At 67.4% G+C, this 24,264-nt stretch carries 21 protein-coding genes; 11 read left to right on the forward strand and 10 right to left on the reverse strand.

Annotation, left to right across the window (positions count from 1 at the left end; all coding sequences use genetic code 11):
- Positions 1–186 precede the first annotated feature (186 nt).
- Positions 187–378 carry a hypothetical protein gene (locus LC490_RS17350; RefSeq protein ID WP_152566055.1) on the forward strand — a complete coding sequence of 64 codons (192 nt, stop codon included), beginning with the start codon at positions 187–189 and terminating at the stop codon, positions 376–378.
- Positions 379–555: 177 nt separating this feature from the next.
- The gene (locus LC490_RS17355) at positions 556–1,080 is read left to right on the forward strand and encodes a hypothetical protein (protein ID WP_223620996.1); all 525 of its coding nucleotides are present in this window, start codon (positions 556–558) and stop codon (positions 1,078–1,080) included.
- Positions 1,081–1,215: 135 nt separating this feature from the next.
- On the opposite strand, the gene LC490_RS17360 is transcribed toward LC490_RS17355, so the two are convergent.
- From LC490_RS17360 to LC490_RS17380, 5 genes are all read right to left on the reverse strand, one after another.
- On the reverse strand, positions 1,216–2,019 hold the full coding sequence (locus tag LC490_RS17360) for a hypothetical protein (protein WP_031370355.1): 804 nt from the start codon (positions 2,017–2,019) through the stop codon (positions 1,216–1,218).
- Between the two features lie 313 nt (positions 2,020–2,332).
- Positions 2,333–2,773: a VOC family protein gene (locus tag LC490_RS17365; RefSeq protein ID WP_223620997.1), complete on the reverse strand. Its 441-nt coding sequence runs from the start codon at positions 2,771–2,773 to the stop codon at positions 2,333–2,335.
- 99 nt (positions 2,774–2,872) lie between these two features.
- Positions 2,873–3,703 carry an AraC family transcriptional regulator gene (locus tag LC490_RS17370; protein ID WP_223620998.1) on the reverse strand — a complete coding sequence of 277 codons (831 nt, stop codon included), beginning with the start codon at positions 3,701–3,703 and terminating at the stop codon, positions 2,873–2,875.
- Positions 3,704–3,793: 90 nt separating this feature from the next.
- Positions 3,794–4,852 (reverse strand): hypothetical protein, encoded by a 1,059-nt coding sequence (locus tag LC490_RS17375; protein ID WP_223620999.1) that lies wholly within the window; start codon positions 4,850–4,852, stop codon positions 3,794–3,796.
- A 119-nt stretch (positions 4,853–4,971) separates the two neighbouring features.
- A complete protein-coding gene (locus LC490_RS17380; RefSeq protein WP_223621000.1) occupies positions 4,972–6,228 on the reverse strand; it encodes a 6-phosphofructokinase in 1,257 nt (418 codons plus the stop codon).
- A 185-nt stretch (positions 6,229–6,413) separates the two neighbouring features.
- On the opposite strand from LC490_RS17380, the gene LC490_RS17385 reads away from it, so the two are divergent.
- From LC490_RS17385 to LC490_RS17395, 3 genes are all read left to right on the forward strand, one after another.
- Positions 6,414–6,992 (forward strand): adenylate kinase, encoded by a 579-nt coding sequence (locus LC490_RS17385; protein ID WP_031370360.1) that lies wholly within the window; start codon positions 6,414–6,416, stop codon positions 6,990–6,992.
- A 257-nt stretch (positions 6,993–7,249) separates the two neighbouring features.
- A complete protein-coding gene (gene mpl / locus LC490_RS17390; protein ID WP_031370361.1) occupies positions 7,250–8,638 on the forward strand; it encodes a UDP-N-acetylmuramate:L-alanyl-gamma-D-glutamyl-meso-diaminopimelate ligase in 1,389 nt (462 codons plus the stop codon).
- Between the two features lie 1,071 nt (positions 8,639–9,709).
- On the forward strand, positions 9,710–10,300 hold the full coding sequence (locus tag LC490_RS17395; protein WP_223621001.1) for an LON peptidase substrate-binding domain-containing protein: 591 nt from the start codon (positions 9,710–9,712) through the stop codon (positions 10,298–10,300).
- A 61-nt stretch (positions 10,301–10,361) separates the two neighbouring features.
- Here LC490_RS17395 and LC490_RS17400 read toward each other — a convergent pair whose 3' ends face one another.
- Positions 10,362–12,377, reverse strand: a complete 2,016-nt coding sequence (locus LC490_RS17400) for a bifunctional DedA family/phosphatase PAP2 family protein (RefSeq protein ID WP_223621002.1) — start codon at positions 12,375–12,377, stop codon at positions 10,362–10,364.
- Positions 12,378–12,588: 211 nt separating this feature from the next.
- Here LC490_RS17400 and LC490_RS17405 point away from each other — a divergent pair, with 211 nt between their 5' ends.
- Together LC490_RS17405 and LC490_RS17410 are read left to right on the forward strand one after the other, a co-directional pair.
- On the forward strand, positions 12,589–13,248 hold the full coding sequence (locus tag LC490_RS17405) for a serine/threonine protein kinase (protein WP_223621003.1): 660 nt from the start codon (positions 12,589–12,591) through the stop codon (positions 13,246–13,248).
- 276 nt (positions 13,249–13,524) lie between these two features.
- Positions 13,525–14,343 carry an NAD(P)-dependent oxidoreductase gene (locus tag LC490_RS17410; RefSeq protein WP_223621004.1) on the forward strand — a complete coding sequence of 273 codons (819 nt, stop codon included), beginning with the start codon at positions 13,525–13,527 and terminating at the stop codon, positions 14,341–14,343.
- A gap of 725 nt (positions 14,344–15,068) precedes the next feature.
- Here LC490_RS17410 and LC490_RS17415 read toward each other — a convergent pair.
- A complete protein-coding gene (locus LC490_RS17415) occupies positions 15,069–16,646 on the reverse strand; it encodes a M20/M25/M40 family metallo-hydrolase (protein ID WP_223621005.1) in 1,578 nt (525 codons plus the stop codon).
- Positions 16,647–16,954: 308 nt separating this feature from the next.
- On the opposite strand from LC490_RS17415, the gene LC490_RS17420 reads away from it, so the two are divergent.
- The 3 genes from LC490_RS17420 to LC490_RS17430 all read left to right on the forward strand — a co-directional run bounded on the left by LC490_RS17420 (position 16,955) and on the right by LC490_RS17430 (position 20,846).
- Positions 16,955–18,175, forward strand: a complete 1,221-nt coding sequence (locus LC490_RS17420) for an acetylornithine/succinyldiaminopimelate transaminase (protein ID WP_223621015.1) — start codon at positions 16,955–16,957, stop codon at positions 18,173–18,175.
- A gap of 23 nt (positions 18,176–18,198) precedes the next feature.
- Positions 18,199–18,618, forward strand: coding sequence for an HIT family protein (locus tag LC490_RS17425; protein WP_031374064.1), 420 nt, complete (start codon positions 18,199–18,201; stop codon positions 18,616–18,618).
- A gap of 122 nt (positions 18,619–18,740) precedes the next feature.
- Positions 18,741–20,846 (forward strand): TonB-dependent siderophore receptor, encoded by a 2,106-nt coding sequence (locus tag LC490_RS17430; protein ID WP_223621006.1) that lies wholly within the window; start codon positions 18,741–18,743, stop codon positions 20,844–20,846.
- A 164-nt stretch (positions 20,847–21,010) separates the two neighbouring features.
- Here LC490_RS17430 and hemL read toward each other — a convergent pair whose 3' ends face one another.
- Together hemL and thiE are read right to left on the reverse strand one after the other, a co-directional pair.
- Positions 21,011–22,294 carry a glutamate-1-semialdehyde 2,1-aminomutase gene (hemL, locus tag LC490_RS17435; RefSeq protein WP_223621007.1) on the reverse strand — a complete coding sequence of 428 codons (1,284 nt, stop codon included), beginning with the start codon at positions 22,292–22,294 and terminating at the stop codon, positions 21,011–21,013.
- Complete coding sequence (gene thiE / locus LC490_RS17440) at positions 22,291–22,926, reverse strand: thiamine phosphate synthase (protein WP_223621008.1); 636 nt, start codon at positions 22,924–22,926, stop codon at positions 22,291–22,293. The genes hemL and thiE overlap by 4 nt, the downstream gene beginning before the upstream one ends.
- 35 nt (positions 22,927–22,961) lie before the next feature.
- Between thiE and LC490_RS17445 the strand changes: the two genes are divergently transcribed.
- A complete protein-coding gene (locus tag LC490_RS17445; protein WP_223621016.1) occupies positions 22,962–23,186 on the forward strand; it encodes a rubredoxin in 225 nt (74 codons plus the stop codon).
- A gap of 152 nt (positions 23,187–23,338) precedes the next feature.
- On the opposite strand, the gene LC490_RS17450 is transcribed toward LC490_RS17445, so the two are convergent.
- Positions 23,339–23,782, reverse strand: a complete 444-nt coding sequence (locus tag LC490_RS17450) for a DUF192 domain-containing protein (protein ID WP_031374069.1) — start codon at positions 23,780–23,782, stop codon at positions 23,339–23,341.
- Between the last annotated feature and the right edge of the window lie 482 nt (positions 23,783–24,264).

A 24,264-nucleotide genomic window follows, 5' to 3' on the forward strand; every position in this document is an offset into this window, starting at 1 on the left:
CGCTGCGCCGCTTAGATCGATGGCGCGCATCGTGCCGGCCAGGGAATCGCCACGGTCTGCCGATGCGCACTGCGGGCACGGCCCGCAGGGGGAGCCACGGGCGGACGCGTCGTTGCGGCGCCGATGCCGGTGTGCGCTTGAGTACAGGAAAGGGTTTTCCATCGAACCTCAAGTCAGGAGATGTCCATGAGCAAGAAGCTGATCGCATGTTGTGTGTTCGTGTTCGGTATGGGGCTGGGGCTGACCGCCGCGGCCGGTGGGTCCAGCATCACGCCGGAAATGGCGCAGTGCATCTACGACTGCAAGCTGTCCGGCAACACCCAGGCCTATTGCTGGTCGTGCTGCGTGCAGAAGCAGTGCCCCATCCCGCTGGAATGAACCCGGCCGGTTGAACCCCGGGTCGCGTCGACCCGCGCGTCGGCCGCCGCTTGCAGGCGGCCGGCGCGTTCGCGGTTAGGGCCTGTGAGCGCCGTCGGCCGGGCTTCCGCCCCCGGCGGGCGAGGGTTCAGCCAATGCGTGCCAGTCTGCGCCGGCCTTGTGAGACCGGAGCCGACGATGCGATTCGTTCCCGTTTTATTCGTTTCGATCCTGTGCGCGGGCCTGCCTGCGCTCGCGACCGCCGCCGACCCGGTGCCCGAGATCAAGCGCGGGCCGATCCCGGCCCAGGCGGTCGCCCGCCTGCACACCCTGCGCCAGATTCCCGAAGCCTGCGCGCGGGTCGAGGGGATATTCACCGGCCAGGCCGCCGATCCCTACAAATTCGCGGTCGTGCGCACCAGCCCGAACTGTCAGCCCCGTGCGCGTTTCGTCGACGCCGCCAAGGCGCAGCCTTCCGAAGCCGGCGGCTGGAAGTTCAACGATCTGATCCGCGTGCCCAGCGCCGCCTGCCCACAGCAACAGGCGGTGGTGCGGATCTGGCGTAAGCCGGCCGCGGCCGCGGTGCCGCCGACCCTGGATGCGCAGGGTAAGTCGCGCTTGTACCTGCAGGACGAAAAGGAAAAGGCCGCGGCCAACAAGCTCGCCGCGATTCCGATGTTCGCTGCCGAAATGAAAGTCGAAGGCCAGGGCTGCGGCGGCTGAGCGAAGGCCTGCGCGCCTGCCGGACTTCAGCCGAAGAATCGTCGCGTGCCACGGCGCGCATAAAGAAAGGGCCGCAATGCGGCCCTTTCTTTCGTCCCGCTTCAGTGCGGCGGCTTCGTTGCGAAGCCGCTGCGCTTACTTGGCGACCCGGCAGTTGCCGATGTGGATCAGGCGCGTGTCGGCCTGGTAGGAGTCGAAGGTGCCGACCAGGTCGAGCTTGTCGCCCTTGCGCAAAGTCATCGAATAACCGCGCTGGTCCGAGGCCATGTGGCACATCACGCGGGTGAAGACGATGGCGTCGCGACTGCTCGGAATGAAGCCGGGCAGCAACGAGGGCTTCATGTCGTAGAACACGCTCAGGCCGCCGCTGCCGGATTCGGAACCCAGGAAGTAACCGCTGACGCGGTAGGTCTTGCCCTTGTTGCGCACGTCGATCATCGCGACGTTGTCTTCGACGGTCTTGGAGACTTCGTCGGCCAGCTTGATCGCCGAGATCGAGATCGGCTTGGCGCCGCCGGCGGCCTTCGGCGGTGCCTTGCCGGGCTTGAGCTGGTACAGCATCTTGCACATCGAGGTCTTGATCGAGTCGGCGTTGGCGAGCGCGCCGCGGCGCGTCTTCATCAACATCGTCACGGTGCCGTCCGGCACCGCGGTCACGTAGACCTGCAGGCCGCGATGGGCGACGTTCGGCGACACTTCGAGCAGCAGCGAGCCGGTCTGGCTGTTCGCGTCGATCACGTTCATGCCGTCGGACACGGCGATATTGTTCATCTGGCCGACCGCGCTGGCGACGCTGAGGCCCGGCACGGTTACCGAGGTCGAATACTCGGTGCCCTTGAGCGGGTTGCCGGACTTGGTGAAATTGTCTTCGCACTTGCCGGCCAGGGCCGAAGCCGAGGGCAGCAAGAGAATGAGCAGCGGTAACAGCTTGCCTTTCATGAAGGCCTCCTTGATGTGTCGAAACTCAGCGTCCGTGCGTCCGCCATTAGGTGCATGAACGCGCGCGATGGCAGAGTGCCGCAATCGCCCAGGCGATTCAACGGGTTTCGCCGCATGGTTAATGTGCTGTGTGCCTATTCCTGACGCAGCGCACAGCTTGCGGCGTCCGCGAAAACTGAACTCGCGCCCGCACGGGCGTCTGCAGCATCGCCTGCGCGCCAAGCCTCGATGGGCACGCGCCGCTGCGAGCGGCCCGTGCGCGCAGATATGCAGGCCGCGCGGGACGCGGCCTGCCGTCCTAGGTTCGCCGTCCTCAGCAATCCGGCTCCTGCTCGTAGCGGCGCTGCATTTCGTCGGGCTCGATCTGCTCGATGCTGTGGCCGATGTTCCAGCGATGTCCGAACGGGTCGATGACGGTGCCCGAGCGTTCGCCGTAGAAGTGATCGCGCGGGGCCATCGCCAGGTGCGCGCCGGCGGCGACCGCGCGTGCGACCACTTCGTCGGCATCGTCGACATGCAGGTGCAGGGTGTGGCTGTGGCCGCGCTCCGGTTCGGGACGGCGGATCTCGACCTCGGGGAATTCCTCGCACAGCATCAGGGTGGTGCCGCCGAGGTCGAGTTCGACGTGGCCGATGCGGCCGCCGGGTTCGACCAGGCGGAATTTTTCGGTGGCGTCGAAGACCTTGCAGTAGAACGCGATCGCGGCCTGGGCGTCGCCGACGCACAGATAGGAAAACAACTCGTGGACGGCCATGGCGGGCTCCGTGGTGGATGTCGGCGCCAGCATGGCTGCGGGCCACTCGCGAGGATTGGAGAAAATTGACCGGCGTCGTCGAGTAGGAGAACCGCGTGCCTAGCCCGGTCCGATCGGCAGATGATGCGGCGCGGCCAGCGGTGCGGCCAGGTACTCGCGCGGGCTGACCCCGGCGAATTCGCGGAACTCGCGGATCAGGTGCGACTGGTCGAAATAACCTTGCTCGAGCGCGAGCTGCGCCCATGCGGGCCGCGGCGTCGCCGACAAGGCCGCGAGCAGACGGCGGAAGCGCTGCACGCGCGCATAGCGCTTGGGCGCCAAGCCCACCGCATCGCGGAAGCCGGCGATGAAGTGGCGATGGCTGCGGCCGCCGGCTTCGGCGATCGCGGCGATGGTGTCGTCCGTGCCGGAGGCTCGTTCGAGCCGGGTTGCCGCCCGCGCGATCTGCGGGTCGAGGCCGCGCAACGGGCGCAGACGCTCGTGCAGGAAACGCTCGAACACCTGGCGACGACGGTGCGGATCGTCGGTTACGGCAAGACGCTCGTACAGCAGCTCGGCGGCATTGCCGCACAGATCGCCCAGCGCTACGTGTTGGCCGGCGAGCTCGGCCGCGGACACGCCGAACAAGGCCAGCGCCGCGCCGGGGCGCAGCACGACACCGACCGATGCGGCCGGAGTCGAGGTGTCCTTGATGCAATACGTGGCGCGGATGCCGGCGACGGTCGCGGCGGCGTGGCGACGGCCGATGCGATCGTCGGCATCGGCGTACAAGCGCAGCGCCGGTCCGTCCAGGCGCACGACCAGATGCATCGAGCCGTTCGGCAAGGAATGCTCGCGCTGGGCGCGCGCTGGCTCGGCCGGACGCGCCTGCACCCAGATGCGTTCGATCCAGGGATGCAGCGAAGCCGGCACGGGGCGTTCGGCAGTCATGGCGTACGGGATAGGGGCGACAGGTCGCGGCGGCGGCAATGCACGATCATGCGCTCTTATCCGATAACGGTGCTCGATGCCGGCGCGCATTCATATCGAAGCGGAGCGGACCGGGATGGCGGCGTTCTTGCACGATGCGCCCGCGCCGCTGGTGGTGTAGTCGTAGATGCTGCCTTTGCGGACCATGAACTTGACCGTGCAGCGGCCGGTTTCCGGGGCCGGTGCCGATGGGGGCGCCTCGCGCATCGGCCCGGTCGCGCCGAGCACGTAGTGCAGCCAGCGGCTGTCGTCTTCCTCGCGGTACGAGAGCGGATCGCCCCAGGTGCCGACCAGCAATTGCAGCGGCGCGTCGATCCAGCTTTCCAGCGCCGGGTTCGGCGTGCGCTGGCGACGTTCGCTCGCGCGAGCGCTGCGCGCAGAGGCTTCGGCCTGGGCGCGGGCATCGTCCTGCTGGTCGCGCAGTTCGGCGTGGACCTGGTTCATCGCGCCGGACAGGCGCGCGAGCGTGCTTTCGACCTCCTGCTGGCGCGCGGCGATCTGGGTCTTGGAGCGTGTGGTGGTGTAGCGCGGCCGCTTGCCGTCGGTCCAGAAGCGCTGCCAGGACAGGTCGACCACGGTCAGCTGGTTCGCCGCGCCGTCGAGCGGGGTCATGCCGTGTTCGGGCTTGCGCGAGGCCGGCTCGCAGGCGAAGCGCTGCGCCTGGGTCATCCAGCCGGCCGGCGTCGCGGCCCACTCGCTCGGCGCCCGGGTTTCTTCGGTGTCGTTGCGCCAATACACCTCGGCCGCGGTGCTGCGCGCCTGTCCGCGCGCGCAGTCGAACTGCAGGTGGTGGACGATCTTGTCCGGCGCGGACTTGTGTTCCATGACCTCGAACACCTGGATCGAACGCGGCGCCGCTTCGCGCGCGCTCATCGCCGCGTCGGGGCCGTCCGCGAACAGGATCCGGCTTTCCTCTTCGGGCGTCAGAGCGGTCCCGATCCAGCTGCTGTCGGCATAGATCAGGCCGCGCGCGGGTTTGTCGCCGTAGCGATGCAACAGATAACCCTCGCCGGCGCAGGCCGGTGCCGCCGCCAGTACGAGGGCGGCGAGGCTGGCCGACAGTACGGCTTTCTTGGTGGCCTTCGTGGCGGCCTTCGTCCAACTGTCCATGATCGAACGCGGTCCTTGGGGCGGCGACCCGCCGCCGCCCGAGGATAGCGCCGCCCGCTGCGGGCGGCGCGCTCAGGCCGGTTTCGCGATGGCGTTAACGGCCGGCCGTCGCAGTTCGGTCAGCCTTCGAAGGCCGGCAGCCTGGGTTTCACCGCGACGTTCTTCAGCGCCACGTACTTGGGCAGGCCGTCGCGGCCGTACGGCGGCGGGGCTTCGCCGCGGATCAGCGGCTCCAGATAGGCGCGGGCCTTGGCGGTGATGCCGTAGCCGTCCTTGCGCAGGAAACCGGCCGGCATCTTCTTCTCGTGGTTGGCCACCTTGCTTAGCGGCGCGGCCTCGATCTTCCAGCGATACGGCGCGTCCGAGGTGCGCACGATCACCGGCATCACCGAATTGTGGCCCTTCAGCGCGAACTCGACCGCGGCCTTGCCGACCGCGCGGGCCTGCTCGACGTCGGTCTTGGAGGCCAAGTGGCGGGCCGAACGTTGCAGATAGTCGGGCAGGGCCCAATGCACCTTGTAGCCCAGGGCGTCCTTGACCCGTCCGGCCAGGTGCGAGGCGACGCCGCCGAGCTGGGTGTGGCCGAAGGAGTCGTGGCCGCCGCCGGCATCGGCGACGAAGCGGCCGTCGGCGGTCTGGATGCCTTCGCTGGCCACCACCACGCAATAGCCGACGCGTTCGACCGTGGCCCGGACCTTGGCGAAGAAATCGGCCTCATCGAAGGGGCGCTCCGGGAACAGGATCAGGTGCGGCGCGTCGTCGGGGCCCTGGCCGGCCAGGCCGGCGGCCGCGGCCAGCCAGCCGGCGTGTCGGCCCATGGCCTCGTAGACGAAGACCTTGGTCGAGGTCTCGGCCATCGCCGCCACGTCGAGGGCGGCCTCGCGCACCGACACCGCGGTGTACTTGGCGGCCGAGCCGAAGCCGGGGCAGCAGTCGGTCACCGCGAGGTCGTTGTCGACCGTCTTCGGCACCCCGATGCAGGTCAGCGGATAGCCGAACTCGGCCGCGAGCCGGGACACCTTGAGGGCGGTGTCGGCCGAGTCGTTGCCGCCGTTGTAGAGAAACCAGCGCACGTCGTGGGCCTTGAGCACGGCCAGCAGGCGCTCGTAGCGGGCGCGGTCGGCCTCCAGCGACTTGAGCTTGACCCGGCAGGAGCCGAAGGCGCCGCCCGGGGTGTGACCGAGGGCGCGGATCGCCGCCGCCGACTCGCGGGAGGTGTCGATCAGCTCCTCGCGCAGGGCGCCGAGGATGCCGTTGCGGGCGGCCAGCACCTTGACCTTGCGGGCCCGGGCGGTTTCGATCACGGCCGAGGCCGTGGCATTGATGACGGCGGTCACACCGCCGGATTGGGCGTACAGCAAAGTTCCGTTGGGCATGGGGATTCCAGGATTTCGGCCGGATTGCGGTAAGCTGCCAGCAATATTTTGCCCGGCGGGTGAATGGCGGCTCCGAGTGTAGCGCCGCCCCGCGGACTGGCCAGCCTCGTGCGGCCGGTGGGCTGCGAGGCTGGCGTGGCGAACGCCGGCCGCGACGATTTCGTTAGTTTTCAGGAGCGATGTTGATGCGATTGGTACTTCTGGGCGCGCCCGGTTCCGGCAAGGGCACGCAGGCTGCGCGGCTTAAGGAGCATTTGCAGGTGCCGCATATTTCCACCGGCGATCTGTTGCGCGGCGAAGTCGCGGCCGGTTCCAAGCTGGGTCTGGAAGCCAAGGCGGTGATGGACGCCGGCAACCTGGTCAGCGACGAGATCCTGCTCGGCATGCTCGAGGACCGTTTTTCGCGTCCCGACACCGCCGGCGGTTTCATTCTCGACGGCTATCCGCGCAACCTGGCCCAGGCCGATGCGCTCGACGTGCTGCTGAAGAAGATCGGCCAGCCGATGGACTTTGCCGTGCAGCTCGAAGTGCCGACCGAATTGCTGGTCCAGCGCATCGCCGGCCGCGCCGCCGAGCAGGGCCGCGTCGACGACAGCCCGGAAGCGGTGCGCACGCGCCTGAAGGTCTACGACGACGTGACCGCGCCGGTCATCGAGTACTACCGCCAGCATGGCCGCCTGACCGTGGTCGACGGCGTCGGCTCGCTGGACGTGGTGTTCACCCGCATCATCGAAGCGCTGGAACCGGCGCCGACGGTCGGTTGAGCCCCGTTTCTTCTGCGTCGCGTTCGCGCCCCGGTTCTTCTCCCTCTCCCGCTTGCGGGAGAGGGTTGGGGTGAGGGCATTCGCCCTTCCAGCCACCGCACAGGTTTCGCGGTAGCGGGATCGGCAGCCGTGGCGCTTCTGCGCACGCCGACTCCCGCGCCCTCAGCCCTTGCCCTCTCCCGCAGGCGGGAGAGGGGGCGTCGGTGCCGTGCAGGAGCCGCTCGCGTTGGACCTTCGACGTTAATCCAGGACCTCGGATCTTGAAGCTACATATCTTGGGCATCGCCGGTACTTTCATGGGCGGTGTCGCCGCGCTCGCACGCGAACTCGGCCATGAGGTCGAAGGCAGCGACCAGGCGGTCTATCCGCCGATGTCGACCCAGCTCGAACAGCTCGGCATCGCGCTCAAGCAAGGCTATCGGCCCGAACACATCGGCGCCGATTGCGACGAGATCGTGGTCGGCAACGCGTTGTCGCGCGGCAACGCCGCGGTCGAGCAGGTCCTCGACGACGGCCGCCGCTACACCTCCGGCGCGCAGTGGCTGTGCGAACAGGTGCTGCCGGGCCGCGACACGCTCGCCGTCGCCGGCACCCACGGCAAGACCACCACCACGACTATCCTGACCTGGCTGCTGGAAGCCGCGGGCCGCCAGCCGGGCTTTTTGATCGGCGGCGTCGCCGAGGATTTCGGCGTGTCCGCGCGTATCGGCGCCGGCCGCGAGTTCGTCGTCGAAGCCGACGAGTACGACACCGCCTTCTTCGACAAGCGCAGCAAGTTCGTCCACTACCGTCCGTTGGTGGCCATCCTCAACAATCTCGAATACGACCACGCCGACATCTTCCCCGACGTCGCCGCGATCCAGCGCCAGTTCCATCACCTCGTGCGCACCGTGCCGCGCCGCGGCCGCCTGATCGTCAACGGCGAAGACGAGCGCCTGGGCGAAGTGCTGGCGATGGGCTGCTGGACCCCGGTCGAGCGCTTCGGCCTGCACTCCGAATCGGCGGCACCGGCCTTCGAATGGACCGCGCGCTTGATCGAAGCCGACGGCAGCGCCTTCGCGGTGATCCACGACGGCGTCGAAGTCGGCGAAGTGCGTTGGCCCTTGCTCGGCCGCCATAACGTCATGAACGCCCTGGCTGCGCTGGCCGCGGCGAACGCGGTCGGCGTCGATGTCGCCAGCGTGCTGCCGGCCCTGGCCGCGTTTCGCAGCGTCAAGCGCCGCCTGGAAGTGATCGGCGAAACCGGCGGCGTCACCGTCTACGACGACTTCGCCCATCATCCGACAGCGATAGCCACCACGCTCGCCGGCCTGCGCGCACGCGTCGGCAACGCGCGCATCGTCGTGGCGATGGAACCGCGCAGCAATTCGATGCGCCTGGGCGCGCATTCCGACGCCCTGGCGCCGTCGCTCGACGGCGCCGACACCGTGGTGTTCCTGCATCGGCCCGAACTGGCCTGGGATGCCGGCAAGGTCGTCGCCGGCCTGCGCGGCGAGGGCGTGACCGTGCCCGACGCCGATGCCCTGATCGCCGCGTTGAGCGAACGCGTACGCGCCGGCGACCATGTCGTGTTCATGTCGAACGGCGGTTTCGATGGCGCCCCGCGGCGGTTTTTCGCCGCATTGCAGGACGCGCAGACGGCGTAATTAACGTTGCCCCCCCGAGACCCTGTAGGAGCGGCGTGAGCCGCGACCGCGCCGCTTCGATCTAACTTCGCAGCTGACCGGTGCCCAGGGGTAGGAGCGGCGTCCTACTGGATTTCCTTCGGTCACAAGCCGCGACCGCGCCGCTTCGATTTAGCTTCGTAGCTGGCAGGTGCTCGGGGTAGGAGCGGCGTCCTACTGGATTTCCTTCGGTCACAAGCCGCGACCGCGCCCGTTCCTGAGCCGGCGCCGGTCACGACGCCAGGCAACACCGGCTTTCGCCTTTGCCGTAAAGATTCTGCTTCTGCTTCTGCTTCGGCTTCGGCTTCGGCTTCGGCTTTAGCTGTTGCTGTGCGTAGCCGAGCAGTTGCGAAGGCAATCGAAGACCCGGAGGGCGGCCCGCAGGGATGCGGGCCGTTTTTCATCGGGACAGGGATGTCCCGTATGAAAAATCCCTGCGGAGGCACCGCTCGTGCGGGCCTGTGATTCAAAAGAAAAGCATTTTTCTTTGGTTAGCTTTCTTTTGTTGCTTATGACAAAAGAAAGTAACCCGCCGCTTTAGTGGCGGAAGCTTTTAGCGTTTGATCTTGCTTCTCAGCGAGAAGTCACAAGCAAGTGCAGAGCTTCCGTCCGCTAACGCGGCCGGGTTACTTTCTTTTGCTAAGCCCAAAAGAAAGGTAACCAAAGAAAAGGGCTCTCCTTGCAAGGGCACAGGCCACGAGTGCGATGCTGTCGCCGGGATTTTTCGATAGGACATCCTTGTCCTATCGAAAAACGGCGCACGTCCTGTGCGCCGCCCTCCGGGTCTCCACTTGACCGGTAAAGCGGCAAAGCAGATCAAAATCTTGGCAACGGCAACGGCAACGGCAACGGCAACGGCAACGGCAACGGCAACGGCAACGGCAACGGCAACCGCTCACCCTCGCCGACCATAAGCCCCGACGACCCGGGCCGGCGATAGAGGGGCCGCGAGCCAAGCAAGCGACGATTGCCGTGCGGGCTACTGCCGGACGCAGCGCCCCCAGCAAGCCGCCGCATATCGTGGCCGCAGCCGGTCTTGGCTACACTGCCGCCATGTCCGCAGACATCGACGCTTCCGAATCGCTGGGCTTGTTTCCGCTGCACACCGTGCTCGTGCCCGGTGCGGCGCTCGGTTTGCGCGTGTTCGAACGACGCTATCTGGACCTGGTGCGCGATTGCGGCCGACAGGGGCGCGGTTTCGGCGTCTGCCTGATCATCGACGGCCACGAGGCCGGTGCGCCGGCCGCGGCCGCGGCTTACGGCACCGAGGCGGTGATCGAGGATTTCGGTACCGGCGAGGACGGTCTGCTGACCTTGCGCGTGCGCGGCGTGCGGCGCTTCCACGCCGAGCGCGTGCGGGTGCGCGACAACGGCCTGCAGGTCGCCGAGGTGCAGTGGTGCGCGCCGGAACCGAGCGAGGTCGTGCGGCCCGAGCATTCGTTGCTGGTCACCTTGCTGGAGCACCTGCTCGAACAGATCGGCGGCGAGCATGCCAAGGCGCCGCGTTCGTGCATGGACGACGCAGCCTGGGTCGGCTGGCGGCTGACCGAACTATTGCCGCTGTCGTTGACCCAGCGCCAGGCGCTGCTGCAGATGGATGGGCCGCATCAGCGCCTGGAGCACCTGCTGACGGTATTGCCCTAAGCCCGCACGCACGGTTTGATCGATCGGCGCCGCACATGCGGGCGCCGATCACGCGGTGCGCTCACGGCGCCGGGTCGGTACCCGGCACTCGATACCGCGATTGCAGGCGCAGCACGCGCGTGCCGTTCTTCGGGTGCGCCTGTTCGATCATGGTGAAGCCGGTCAGTGCCTTGCGTACTTCGGCATGGGCGCGGCCGTCGTCGGATTCCGGCAGCCACAAGGCGGCGGCGTTGAAGGGCTTGTTCAAGCGCAGGGTCTGGGTGGTGCCGACCCACAGCGGGGTGCCGTCGGACAGCACCGCCGGCGCCGGCCACAAGCGCAGGGCGTACTGCACGTCCGGGCTCGGTCCGTCGCGCAGCATCAGCAGCGCTTCGGCCTGCGCATCCAGCGTCGCCGGCAGCACGATCTGATCGCGCGCAGGCGCATCGTCGTCGAGCAGGGCGATGGTCGCTAGCCAGTTGGCTTGCTCCTGCACGCGCCAACCGTTGGCTTCCAGGCTCGCGCGCAGCGGCGGCAAGGGGCCGGCGATCTGGATGTCGAGCGGCCAGCGCTGGCGCACGTCGCTTTCGTTGCGTTGCGCCGGCAGCGTCGCCCAGTCGCTCTTCCACCACGGCCCGGCTTCGAGCACGGTGGTCGGCGTGGCGGCGGCGAATTTCGCCAGCAAGGCGTCGGCCGAGCGCGGCGCATGCCACAGCGCGGCGGCGACGAAGACGGTATAGAACAGCCAGGCCAACGGCCGCATCCAGAACGAGCGCGCGACGTGGCGGCGATACGCGATGCCGAGCAGCAACAGCCAGACGATGCCGAACAAGGTGCCGCCGACCAGGTCGCTGGGCCAGTGCGCGCCCAGGTAGAGACGGGCGAAGCCGACCAGGGTGGTGACCACGCCGGCCAGCAGATACGGCCATACGCGTTGCCGGCCCGGTAGTTCGCGTGCGATCAGCACGGCGAAGAAGCCGAACACGATCGTGGTCATCGTCACTGCGACCGAAGGGAAACCGAAGCCGGCCGGCGCGGTCGGCGGGCGCGGCATGTCGATCGCCGCTTCCAGCAACGACGTCAGGGCGAGGCCGAACACGATCGCGCCGACCCAGTGCGCCGCCGCCATCCAGCGCCGGCGCCAGGCCAGGTAGACCAGCACCGCGAGCGAGGCCGGGCCGAGCACGGAGGCATCGCCCAGGCTCGCCAGCCCCGCCATCAAGCGGTCGGCGAGCGGATTGCGCAAAGTCCACATGAACTCGTGGACGCTGTGGTCGATCGCCAGCGGGCCGCCGCTCGCAAGCAGGGTGGCGAGCAGGGTGAACCAGATCCAGCTGATCCCGAGCAGGCACACCGCAAGCATCACCAGCGAGGCCGATTCGGGGCGATTAGGGTCGATCAGGGCCGCGGCGTAGCGGCCCAGGCGCGGATGCGCGCGGGTCCAGCGCAAGGCGCGCGCGAGCAGGTTGTTGGCGTGCGAGGCGAACCAGCGCCAGGTGTAGAGCACCGTGGCCCAGACCAGGGCGACCGCGACCAGCAAGGCGCCGAGCACGATCGCGAGGCGATCGGCGACCGCGGCGACGGCGTCGTAGGAAGCGCCGAGCACCCAGCCGGGTGCGAGGAACAGCGCCGACCACACCAGGCAGGCGCCGAAGCTCGGGATCGCGTAGCGCTTCATCGGCATCTTCAACATGCCGGCGATCGCCGGCACGAACGGCCGCACCGCGCCGACGAAGCGCGCGATCACGATGCTCTTGCTGCCGTGGCGGCGGAACAGGCCTTCGCCGCGGTCCAGCCATTGCGGATAACGCGAGAACGGCCAGCGCTGGCGCAATTGCGGCCCCCAGCGGTAGCCGACCCAATAGCTCAGGCCGTCGCCGGCGAAGGCGCCGAGGGTCGAGCAGACCAGCGCATACGGGCCGCTGATGTGGCCGAGGCCGACCAGGGTGCCGACGGCGAACAACAGGGGCAGGGCGGGCACCACGATGCCGACGATGACCAGGGCATCGCAGAACGCGATCAAGAAGATCACGATGCCTGCGGCGATCGGATTGGCCGCGATCCATGCGGTCGCGCTTTCTAGCCAGGCAGGTTCCATCGGCCGATTATAGGCAGCGATGTCTGTTGCGCGGATGACTGCCTGTGCTTGACGGCAGGTCGTGACCTACGGCACTGCCTGGGGGCGGGAATGGGGAATAGGGAATCGAGAATCGAGAATCGAGAATCGTAAGCGCTTGCCCTGCCTCGGCCGATGCATTCGCCTGTCCCGATTCCCGATTCCCGATTCCGACCCCGGCTACACTGGCGGCATGTCCCGTGATGTCATCGAAGTCGCCGCACTCAAGGCCGATAGCTTCGGCCGTATCGCCCTGATGCGCGATGGCGACGGGCTGTTCGTGCGCCGCGATCTGGGCCACGTGCCGTGGTGGTTGCGTCTGCCGGCCTGGTGGCTGGCGCGGCGCGAGGCGCGCGCGCTGCAGCGCGTCGACGGCCTCGAGGCCACCCCGCAGTTGCTGCGTTGGGACGGGCGCCGGCTCGACCGCAGCTATCTCGACGGCGCCGCCATGTACCAACGCCCGCCGCACGGCGACCTGGCTTATTTCCGCCAGGCCCGGCGCCTGCTGCAGCGGCTGCATCGGCGCGGCCTGGCCCATAACGACTTGGCCAAGGAGGCCAACTGGCTGGTGTTGGTCGACGGCCGCCCGGCGATCATCGATTTCCAGCTCGCCGCCAGCGGCGACCCGCGTTCGCGCTGGATGCGCCTGCTGGCGCGCGAAGACCTGCGCCATCTGCTCAAGCACAAACGCACCTATTGCCCGCAGGCGCTGACGCCGGTCGAACGGCGCGTGCTCAAGCGCCATTCCTGGTTGCGCGAACTCTGGTTCGCGACCGGCAAGCCGGTCTACCGCTTCGTCACCCGGCGCATCCTGCATTGGGAAGACAACGAGGGGCAGGGGCCCAAGCCTTGACGGCCGGGATTCGGGATTAGGGATTCGTTGAAACCGCGCGGCGATCAGGCGGGGGCCGCGTTGACGCCGGCGGCGCGTGCGGCCTGCTTCCGTACGCACAGGGCGCGCAAGCGCATGGTGCACCCGGTCCGCTACGATCCGCCGATACGGCCGCGCCGTCGCGGAACAGGAACTGGCAGCGTCGTCGCTGTGTTTGCGTTCCGCGCATCGGTCGAATCCTTTGTCCAGCGCAGGGCTTCCACTCGGGAGCCCGGCGTCCGCCTCCCAGGAGCTTCCATGAGCAGCTTGTCCGGCAAGACCATCTTCATCACCGGCGCCTCGCGCGGCATCGGCCGCGAGATCGCGCTGCGCGCCGCGCGCGACGGCGCCAACATCGCCATTGCCGCCAAGTCTTCGGTCGCCAATCCCAAGTTGCCGGGCACGATCCACAGCGTCGCCGCCGAAGTCGAAGCGGCCGGTGGCCGCGCACTCGCGCTCAAGTGCGATATTCGCGAAGAAGACGAAGTCAACGCTTCGGTCGCCGCGGTCGTCGACACCTTCGGCGGCATCGACATCCTGATCAACAACGCCAGCGCGATCTGGTTGCGCGGCACCCTCGACACGCCGATGAAGCGTTTCGACCTGATGCAGCAAGTGAACTCGCGCGGCAGCTTCCTGTGCGCGCAGGCTTGCCTGCCGTACCTGCAGCAGGCCGCGAACCCGCACATCCTGACCCTGGCGCCGCCGCCGAGCCTGGACGTGAAGTGGTGGGCGCCGCATACCGGCTACACCCTGGCCAAGATGGGCATGAGCTTCGTGACCCTGGGCCTCGCCGGCGAATTCGGCCCGAAGGGCATCGCCGTCAACGCGCTGTGGCCGAGGACGATCATCGCCACCGATGCCTTGAACCTGATCCCGGGCATCCCGATGGACCGCTGCCGCAAGCCGAGCATCGTCGCCGATGCGGTGCACGCGGTGTTGGTGCGCCCGGCGCAGGGGTTCTACGGACGTTTCCTGATCGACGAGGAAGTGCTCGGCGAGGCCGGGGTGACCGACTTCAGCGAATACGCGGTGGATGCGAGCAAGCAGCCGCTGCCGGATTTGTTTCTCGATTGATGGCGTTCTGGATGGGGAGCGGCGCAGTGCGCCGTTCTCCATCTGCGCTCTGGGTAGGAGCGGCGTCCTACTGCCGTTGCCGTTGCCGAGATTTTGATCTGCTTTGCCGCTTTGCCGGTCCAGTGGAGACCCGGAGGGCGGCGCACAGGACGTGCGCCGTTTTTCGATAGGACAAGGATGTCCTATCGAAAAATCCCTGCGACAGCTGCGCACTCGTGGCCTGTGCCCTTGCAAGGAGAGCCCTCTTCTTTGGTTACCTTTGACCGAAGGGAATCCAGACGGACTTTTGAGCTTAGCAAAAGAAAGTAACCCGGCCGCGTAGCGGGCGGAAGCTCTGCTCTTGCTTATGGCTTCTTCAAAAACAAGATCAGGATCAAACGCCTAAAGCTTCCGCCACTAAAGCGGCGGGTAACTTTCTTTTGTCTAAAGCAACAAAAGTCCGTCTGGATTCCCTTCGGTCAAAAGTCATCAAAGAAAAATGCTTTTGCTTTGAATCACAGGCCCGCATGCTCGGTGCATACGCAGGGCTTTTTCATACGGGACATCCCTGTCCCGATGAAAAACGGCGCGCATCCCTGCGCGCCGCCCTTCGGGTCTTCCATAGCCTTCGCTAGTGCCAAGCTGCGCACAGCAACAGCAACAGCAACAGCAACAGCGACATCTTCACGGCAACGGCAGACCATCGCTGCCTCGGGCTCCCGTGCGAAGCCACCCGACTCACTACTTCACTTCGGTTGCTTCAACGCCTCCGCCAGCGAATACAACAGATCGACATAGAACTGTTCGGCCTGCACCAGGCCGGCGATCTTCGAGCCCTTCAGGGGTTCGATCACCATGTATTCGTTCGGCGCATGGGCGCCGCTGCCGTGGCCCAGGCCGCCGGCGATCATCGGCAGGCCCAGGGTCTGGGTGAAGACGTAGTAGGGGGCGCTGCCGCCGATGCGCGGGGCGACCGGCGGGGCGAAGCCGTGCTTGCGGTAGGTGCCGATCGCGGCGCGCGTCAACGGGGCTTCGACCGAGGTCTGCGCCGGCGGGTAGCCGGACAGCTTGCGGATCTCGATGTCGTCGAAGCCCTTGGCGTCGAGTTGTTTGCGGATCAGTGCCACGGCTTCGTCGGGGGTCTGGTCGGGCACCAGGCGCGAATCGACCTTGGCCACGGCGCGGTGCGGCAGGATGGTCTTGACGCCTTCGCCGGTGTAGCCCGCGACCAGGCCGTCGATGTTGAGGGTGGTGTCGAACAATTCCGCGGCGCTGGCGTCGCGGTCGTTGCGGCCGTTCTTCCAGCGCGCCGCGCCGAAAGCATCGAGTTGTTTCTGAGTGTCGCCGGCGCGCTTGGCCACCAGGCCGTTGAACAAACGCTGTTCTTCGACGTTCGGTGCGCGGATAGCATCGCGATAGCCGGGCACGGCGATCTCGCCGTCGGGTGTGGTCAATGTCGCCAGGGCCTGCACCAGGCGCCAGCTCGGCGAGTCGAGCTTGGCCGCGAGCGAGCCGTGCACCTCGCTTTTCTGCGGGCCGCCGGTCTTGGCATTGCCCTTGGCTTCCAGCTCCAGGTACAGGATGCCTTTCACGCCGAGGAACATCGAGGCTTCGCCGTCGCGGTCCTGGGTGTTCATCGGGAAGAACACGCCATCGGCCTTGCGCAGTTGCGCCTCGTATTTGGCGACGACTTCGGGGTAATGCGGCGAGCCCAGTTCCTCCTCGCCTTCGGCCAGCACGATCAGGTTCACCGGCGGTTTTCCGCGCACCTGGATCACCGCGTCGAGCGCATTGAGGAAGGCGCGTTGCGGGCCCTTCTGGTTAGTCGCGCCGCGCGCCATCAGCACCTTGCCGAGCTTGGGGTCGTCGACGAGGGCGCCGTCGAAGGCGTCGACCTTCCAGCCGGTGGGTTCGATCGGCTGCACGTCGTACATCATGTAGACCACCAGCGTGTGTTCGGCGCCGGCGTCGTAATAGCCGTAGACACCCGGGTGGCCGGAGGTCGGCACCAGCGCGGTATCGCGGAAGCCGAGCGCCTGCAGGTCGCCGCGCAGCAGTTCGGCCATGGCGTCGATGCCCTTGTCCTGGGCGCTGATCGAGGGCTGCCTGACCCAGCGCTGCAACTGGGCGAGGTCGGCCGCACGCTGTTTTTCCAGGTGCGCATAGACATCGGCGTAGTCGCCGGTGAAGGCGGGCACCGAGGCGGCATCGAAGGGGGCGGTTTCGGTGATCGCGATCTTAGGCGGCGCGGCGCCGGCCTGGGCCAGGACCACGGCGAGCACGGCGGGAAGCAGGCGAACGGTGCGGCTACGGCGTGAACTCATGACGTTTCCTCATCGAAGGAGAACATGGAATGTCCGGCGACGCGCCATCGCAGCGCCGACGCGTCGGTCAGGGTCGGCGCGAACCGCGCGGGAGGGAAGTGCCGCGAGCGTGTCGGGGTGCCGCGATCGGCGCCTTCGGCACCGCGACGGAGATGGCCCGGCGCGGCCGGCGCCAGTCCGTCGGCGGTTCGATCCGGCCGGCGCGCAGCCGCCGAACGCCCGCGCGGTCTTGCCCCCGCGCCGCTGCAGCCGCCGGCACGATGCGCGACAATGTCGGTTCTTCTTCCTCGATCGCGACCGCCGCCCGCATGGATACCGCCTCGCTCTACGCCCTCTCCGAGCGCTATTACCTGCCCGTCTACCGCCCGCGCCGGATCGTGCTCGATCACGGCAAGGGCTCGCGCGTGTGGGACCTGGACGGCCGCGAGTACGTCGACTTCGGCGCCGGCATCGCGGTCAACGCGCTCGGCCATGCGCATCCGGCGCTGATCCAGGCGCTGACCGAACAGGCCGGCAAGCTCTGGCATACCAGCAACGTGTTCATCAGCGAGCCGCCGCTGCGCCTGGCTGAGCAGCTCGTGTCCGCCGCCGGTTTCGCCGAACGCGTGTTCCTGTGCAACTCCGGCGCCGAAGCCAACGAGGCGGCGATCAAGCTCGCGCGCAAGTGGGCGACCGCGCAGGGCCGCGAGCCCGAGCGCCGGGTGATCCTGAGTTTCCGCGGCAGCTTTCACGGCCGCACCCTGGCCGCGGTCACCGCGACCGCGCAGCCGAAGTACCACGAAGGTTTCGAGCCGCTGCCGCCGGGCTTCCGCTACAGCGATTTCAACGATCTGGCCGCGGCCGAAGCGGCGATGGGCGCGGGCGACGTCTGCGCGGTGCTGGTCGAACCGGTCCAGGGCGAGGGCGGGGTAACGCCGGCCACGCAGGAGTTCCTGAGCGGTCTGCGAGATCTGTGCGACCGCCACGAAGCGCTGTTGATCCTCGACGAGATCCAGTGCGGCATGGGCCGCAGCGGGCGTCTGTTCGCCTGCCACGGCTACGAGGTCGTGCCCGACGTGGTGACGCTGGCCAAGGCACTCGGCAGCGGTTTTCCGATCGGCGCCATGCTGGTCGGGCCGAAGGCCGCGCAGTCGATGCAGTTCGGCGCCCACGGCACCACCTTTGGCGGCAATCCGTTGGCCGCGGCGGTCGCGGGCGCTGCGTTGCGCGAGTTGAACTCGCCGCAGCTGATGGCCAACGTCGAACGTCAGGCGCAGGCGATCCGTGCCGGCCTCGCCGCGCTCGACAGCGAACTCGGCTTGTTCTCCGAAGTGCGCGGACGCGGCCTGATGATCGGCGCGCAGTTGCGTCCCGAACACGCCGGCAAGGCCGGCGAGATCCTCGACCGCTGCATCGAGCACGGCCTGCTGGTGTTGCAGGCCGGGCCGGACGTGCTGCGTTTCGTGCCCGCGCTGAACATCGGCGACGAAGACGTTGCCGACGGGCTCGCGCGCCTGCGCGCTGCCTTGCTGCAGTTCCTCGGGCGCTGAGCCGGGCGCTGACTTTGGGCGCGATGAGCGATTGCATCTTCTGCGCCATCCTCGCCGGCCGCGCGCCGGCGAGCCGGGTGTACGAGGACGAGGTCGCGGTGGCCTTCATGGACTTGCGCCAGGCGGTCGAAGGCCATGTCCTGGTGGTGCCGCGCCGGCACATCGAGGACATCTACGCCCTCGACGAAGCCACCGCCGGCCATCTGATGGCGATCGCGGTGCGCATCGCCAAGGCCCTGGCGGCGCAAGACCGGCCGGCCGGGCTCAATTTGTGGCAATCCAACGGCGAGGCCGGCGGCCAGGAAGTGCCGCACGTGCATCTGCACGTGCAGCCGCGCCGCGAGCACGACGGCATCTTGCGCCTGTACCGCGACGGCTTGCCGGCACCTGCCGATCGCGCCGTGCTGGACCGGTTGGCCGAGCGCATCGCCCGCTATCTCTAGCGCTTACCTCATGGAAACCGCGCCGGTATCGCCTTCGCAGGCGCTCCGGTAGGGGCAGGTCTTTACGGTTCTTCACTAAACGATAATAATTCTCGTTTGCTTTAGACTCCGGAGTCCCCCGCATGCCCTGCAGCCGTCACGTCCCGGCGCCCCTCGCCCTGGCCATTGGTTTTTGCCTGAGCTTTCCGGCCCTGGCCGAAGGCCCGGATGCCGCCGCCGACCAGGCCAAGACGCTCGACCACATCGTCGTCCAAGGCGCGTCCATCGGCTACAAGGCCGGCAACGCCAGCACCGCGACCAAGACCGACACGCCGATCTCGGAGACCCCGCAAGCGATCACCGTGGTTACCCGCGAGCGCATGACCGACCAGGGCGCCTTGAACGTGCAGGACGCATTGAACTACGCCGCCGGCGTGCGCTCGGACGCGTACGGCCTGGACTCGCGCGGCGATTGGACCTTGATCCGCGGCAGCTCGCCGCAAGAATATCTCGACGGCCTGCGCAGCAACTTCAACTACTACACCAGCTCCGCGCGCACCGATCCCTACATGCTCGAGCGCATCGAAGTGTTGCGCGGCCCGTCCTCGATGCTGTTCGGGCAGGGCAGCACGGCCGGCGTGATCAATTTGGTCAGCAAGCGTCCGCAGGCGCAGGCGCAGCGCGAAATCGGCGTGCAACTGGGCAGCTTCGACCGCCGCCAGGTCAACGCCGACTTTACCGGGCCCCTGACCGCCGACGGCACCTGGCTGTATCGCATCGTCGGCGTCTACCGCGACAGCGAAACCCAGGTCGACCACGTCGACGACGACCGCCGCCTGATCGCCCCCTCGCTGACCTGGAAGCCGAGCGAAGACACCTCGCTGACGCTGCAACTGCGCTGGCAGCAGGACCGCACCGGTTCGACTTCGCAGTTCTTCGGCTGGAGCGGCCTGTTGGCGCCGAACCCGAACGGGCGCGTCCCGGCCAACCGCTTCATCGGCAATCCCGGCGATCATTACGACACCGATCGCACCAGTGCGGGCTGGCTGTTCGAGCATCGTTTCAACGACAACTGGACCGTCCGCCAGTCGTTCCGCGCCGCGCGCAACAAGGTCGATTACGCCAGCCTTTACGGCGATCCCTTCAGCGCGCCGCTGAATCCCTTCATCGATGCCGAGCAACGCGTCATCAATCGCGAAGGTTGGTTCGCCCACAACCGGGTGCGGATGCAGAACCTCGATCAGCACGTCGAAGGCCGCTTCAAGACCGGCGCGATCGAGCATCAGATGCTGCTCGGCCTGGACGCAGTGCGATTCAAGCAGGAGGAAGCGCAACTGTTCGACGGCTCGCCCTCGCGCGGCGGCACGGTGCCGCCGATCGACATCTACCGCCCCGTCTACACGCCGTACACGCCGCCGCCGTTCGGCCCGGCGGTGAAGAGCAGCCAGCGCCAGGTCGGCGCGTATCTGCAGGACCAGATGCGCATCGGCGATCACTGGATCGTCGTCGCCGGCCTGCGCCACGATCGCGCCAAGAGCGGGCTGGTCGGCGCCGCCGACGAGACCTCCAATGCCACTACCAAGCGCCTGGGCGTGATGTTCCACGACTGGGCCGGCTGGTCGCCGTATGTGAGTTACAGCGAGTCCTTCACCCCGGTGGCCGGCACCAATGCCCTCACCGGCGTGCGCTACAAGCCGCAGAAGGGCGAGCAGATCGAAGCCGGCCTCAAGTTCGAGCCGGCCGGCCGCGATCTGAGTTTCAGCGCCGCAACCTATGAATTGCGCGAAGAGAACCGCTTGGTGCCCGATCCGGCCAACCACAACACCAATGTGCAGGCCGGCAAGACCAAGGTCAGCGGGTTCGAGCTCGAACTCACCGGCAGGGTGACTTCCAGCTTCGACATCACCGCGCACTACAACTATCTCGACAACGACAAGCAGCTCGAAGCCACGCCGCGCCACCAGGCGGCGGTGTGGGGCAAGCAGCGTTTCAGCATCAGGGGGCGCGACGGTTTCGCCGCCGGTTTGGGCCTGCGTTACATGAGCGCGTTCGACAGTTTGCCGGCGCCGACCACGCCTTCGGTGACGCTGGCCGACGCGATGGTGTCGTTCGACACCGGCGCATGGCGCTGGGCGCTTAACGTCAACAACCTGACCGACAAGCGCTATTTCAGCATCTGCATGGGCCGCGGCGACTGCTGGTTCGGCGCCCGGCGCAACATCGGCCTGAGCGCTACGTTTACCTTCTAATCGCCATGAAGAACAAAAGGCCGGCGAATTCGCCGGCCTTTTGTTTGCGCGTTCGCGGCGGCGAACGGCACTAACCGCAACTCGCCCACATCCCGTGCCGTTCCCCCCTTTTAAGAAGGGGGGCAGGGGGGATTTGCTCTTGCCTCAGCCCGCGAGCGGACGCCTTACAACGTAGCGAACGTCGCCCGCGCCGCTTCGATGGTCTCGGCGATTTCCGCCTCGCCGTGCGCACTCGACACGAAGCCGGCCTCGAACGCCGATGGCGCCAGATACACGCCGCGTTCGAGCATGCCGTGGAAGAAACGGTTGAAGCGCTGGGTGTCCGAGCCGAGGGCATCGGCGAAGCTTTCGACCGGACCTTCGCGGAAATACAGGCCGAACATGCCCGGCGCACGGGTGGTGTGGAAGGCGATTCCAGCGGCTTTCGCCGCGCTTTCCAGACCATCGCAGAGCGCATGGGTGCTGCGTTCCAAGGCATCGTGGAAGCCCGGCGCCTGGATCAGCTCCAGGGTCGCCAGGCCCGCGGCCATCGCGACCGGATTGCCGCTGAGGGTGCCGGCCTGGTAGATCGGGCCGCTCGGCGCGACCTGGCTCATCAGGTCGCGGCGACCGCCGTAGGCGCCGACCGGCATGCCGCCGCCGATGATCTTGCCGAAGGTGCTCAGGTCCGGAACGATGCCGTAACGCTGTTGCGCGCCGCCCAGGGCGACGCGGAAGCCGGTCATGACTTCGTCGAAGATCAACAGCGCGCCGTGCTTCGTGCACAGCTCGCGCAGATGCTGCAGGTAGCCGTTGCGCGGCAGGATGCAGTTGGCGTTGCCGACGATCGGCTCGATGATCAGGCCGGCGATCTCGCCGCCGACCTCGTCGAACAAGGCCGTCGCGGCGTCGAAATCGTTATAGGGCAGGGTCAGGGTCAGGTCGGCCAGCGCCGACGGTACGCCCGGCGAATTCGGCAGGCCCAGGGTCAGCGCGCCGCTGCCGGCCTTGACCAGGAAGCTGTCGCCGTGGCCGTGATAGCAGCCCTCGAACTTGACGATGCGGCTGCGCCCGGTCGCGCCGCGCGCCACCCGGATTGCCGACAGCGTCGCTTCGGTACCCGAATTGACCATGCGCACCATCTCGCAGCTCGGCACGATGCGGGTGATCGCCTCGGCCATCGTCACCTCGAGCGCATTCGGCACGCCGAAGCTGAGGCCATGGCGCATGGTCTCGGCGACCGCGGCCAACACCTGCGGATGCGCATGGCCGGCGATCATCGGGCCCCAGGAACCGACGTAGTCGATATAACGGTTGCCGTCGACGTCGTACAGATGAGCGCCTTGGGCGCGTTCGGCGAAGAACGGCTCGCCGCCGACCGACTTGAAGGCCCGCACCGGCGAATTGACGCCGCCGGGCAGCAGTTCGGACGCGCGGGTGAACAGCTCGTGGGAGCGGGTGTTATTCATGGGGGGGCTTCTTCGAAACAGGAAAGGTAGGCGCGCACCGCAGCGGCCGGGTCGGGCGCATCGAACACGCCGCTGATGACCGCCAGCAAATCGGCGCCGGCATCGACGAGCGAGCGCGCATTGTCCGGGGTGATGCCGCCGATGGCCACCCGCGGCAGGTTCAGCGCCGCCGCCTGCGTCAGCAACTGCGGCGAGGCCCGCCGCGCATGCGGTTTGGTCGGCGAGGGGAAGAAGGCGCCGAAAGCGACGTAGCCGGCGCCCTGGGCGGCGGCGCTGCGGGCGAGTTCGATATCGTCGTAACAAGAGGCGCCGAGGATCGCATCGGGGCCGAGCGCGGCGCGGGCCGCGCTGAGTTGGCCGTCGTCTTCGCCCAGGTGCGCGCCGTCGGCGCCGATTTCGGCGGCCAAACGCCAGTCGTCGTTGACGATCAGCGGCACGCGATGGCGCCGGCATATCGCCAGCAGGGCCAAGGCCTGCTGCCGGCGCAGGGCGTCGTCGGCGGACTTGTTCCGGTATTGCAGCCACTGGGCCCCGGCGGCCAACACGGCGTCGACCCGGGCCGACAAACGACCGGTGTCGGCTTCGTCGGGCGTGATCGCGTACAGGCCGCGGCGCGGCCAAGGAGAATTCATGCGTCGGCTTCCGTCGGGGAGGGCGGGGTGTGACAATGCGCGTCCCGCAATCCCCGCATTATCCGCCCATGTCCGAGATCGCCGCGACCACCGCCTACCGCACCTGGATGTGCGTCGTGTGCGGCTTCATTTACGACGAAGCCCAGGGGCTGCCGGAAGAGGGCCTGGCCCCGGGAACGCGCTGGGCGGACGTGCCGGACACCTGGACCTGCCCGGATTGCGGGGTGACCAAGGACGATTTCGAGATGATGGAAGTCTGAAGCGTCGCTGCGCGGGCTTTTCGTCCCGGCGGATGGCCGGCTCCGGCCGGTTTGGCTCGCTTCTTGGGTGTCTTTCCCTGCGTGAAGGCGCCCGATACAGGTATCCCGCATCGCGGGGCCTGCCCAGGCCGGCGTGATCCCACCGCCCGTCTTTATTGGATCCCCGGCCCGAACTGCAGCGCGGCACCGTCGCGCAGGTTCAATTGAGCCGCCTGGCCGGCATTGAGCTCGAGCACATACTTCGCCGGCGCATCGCTCGGATACGGCGGGCAGGCATCGCCGGCCGAGCACGGCGGCACGTCGCGGCGTTGCGACACCAGCCGCCCGCGGGCATCGAAGTAGAGGATGTCGAGCGGGATCCGGGTGTTCTTCATCCAGTAGGCCAGCGCCTGTTCGCCGTCGTGGACGAACACCATGCCCCGGTCGGCGGCCATCTCGTCGCGGAACATCAGCCCGCGCGCCCTGGATGCATCGTCGGCGGCGACTTCCACCGTATAGCGGCGACCAGCGAGTTCCACCCAGGATTCGCCGTCATTGGACGCGCAGCCTGAGAGGAGCAGGCCCAGGCAAACGATCGCTGCACGTAGCGTCGACATAGCGCTCATCCCTGCGGTTGGAGAATGCCTCGAACATCATCGAAGCGGCCGGCGCGCGTCAATGCGAGCGCTGTGAAATTCTTTTCGTGATCCTCTTCCCAATGCGTATTCATGTATGCATAATGCGCGGCCCCGCTGAGCAGACGCATCGCACGGCGGGGACGCGCAGAAAGGGCGGTTTCGACAGGTGTTGACGGTCTGAAACATTGCTGTAAGATGCGCGGCCCGCTGACCGGTTTGTGAGGTCGGTGGGGCGCAGAAAACGGCGGTTTCGATAAGTGTTGACGAGTCGAAAACATGCTGTAAGATGCGCGGCCCGGTGAGACGGAAGCTTCGGAAAAACGAAACGGACGACGAGTCGGGAAGCAGCAAAAAGTTTCGCGGACAGGTGTTGACGTTCACGAAAACTGCTGTATAGTGTGCGGCTCGCTCGGGCACTTCGGTGACGAGCACGAAACAAGGCGCTGAGGCCGGTTTCGATG

Source organism: Lysobacter sp. ESA13C (genome assembly GCF_019970005.1).
GTDB classification, from domain to species: domain Bacteria; phylum Pseudomonadota; class Gammaproteobacteria; order Xanthomonadales; family Xanthomonadaceae; genus Lysobacter; species Lysobacter antibioticus_B.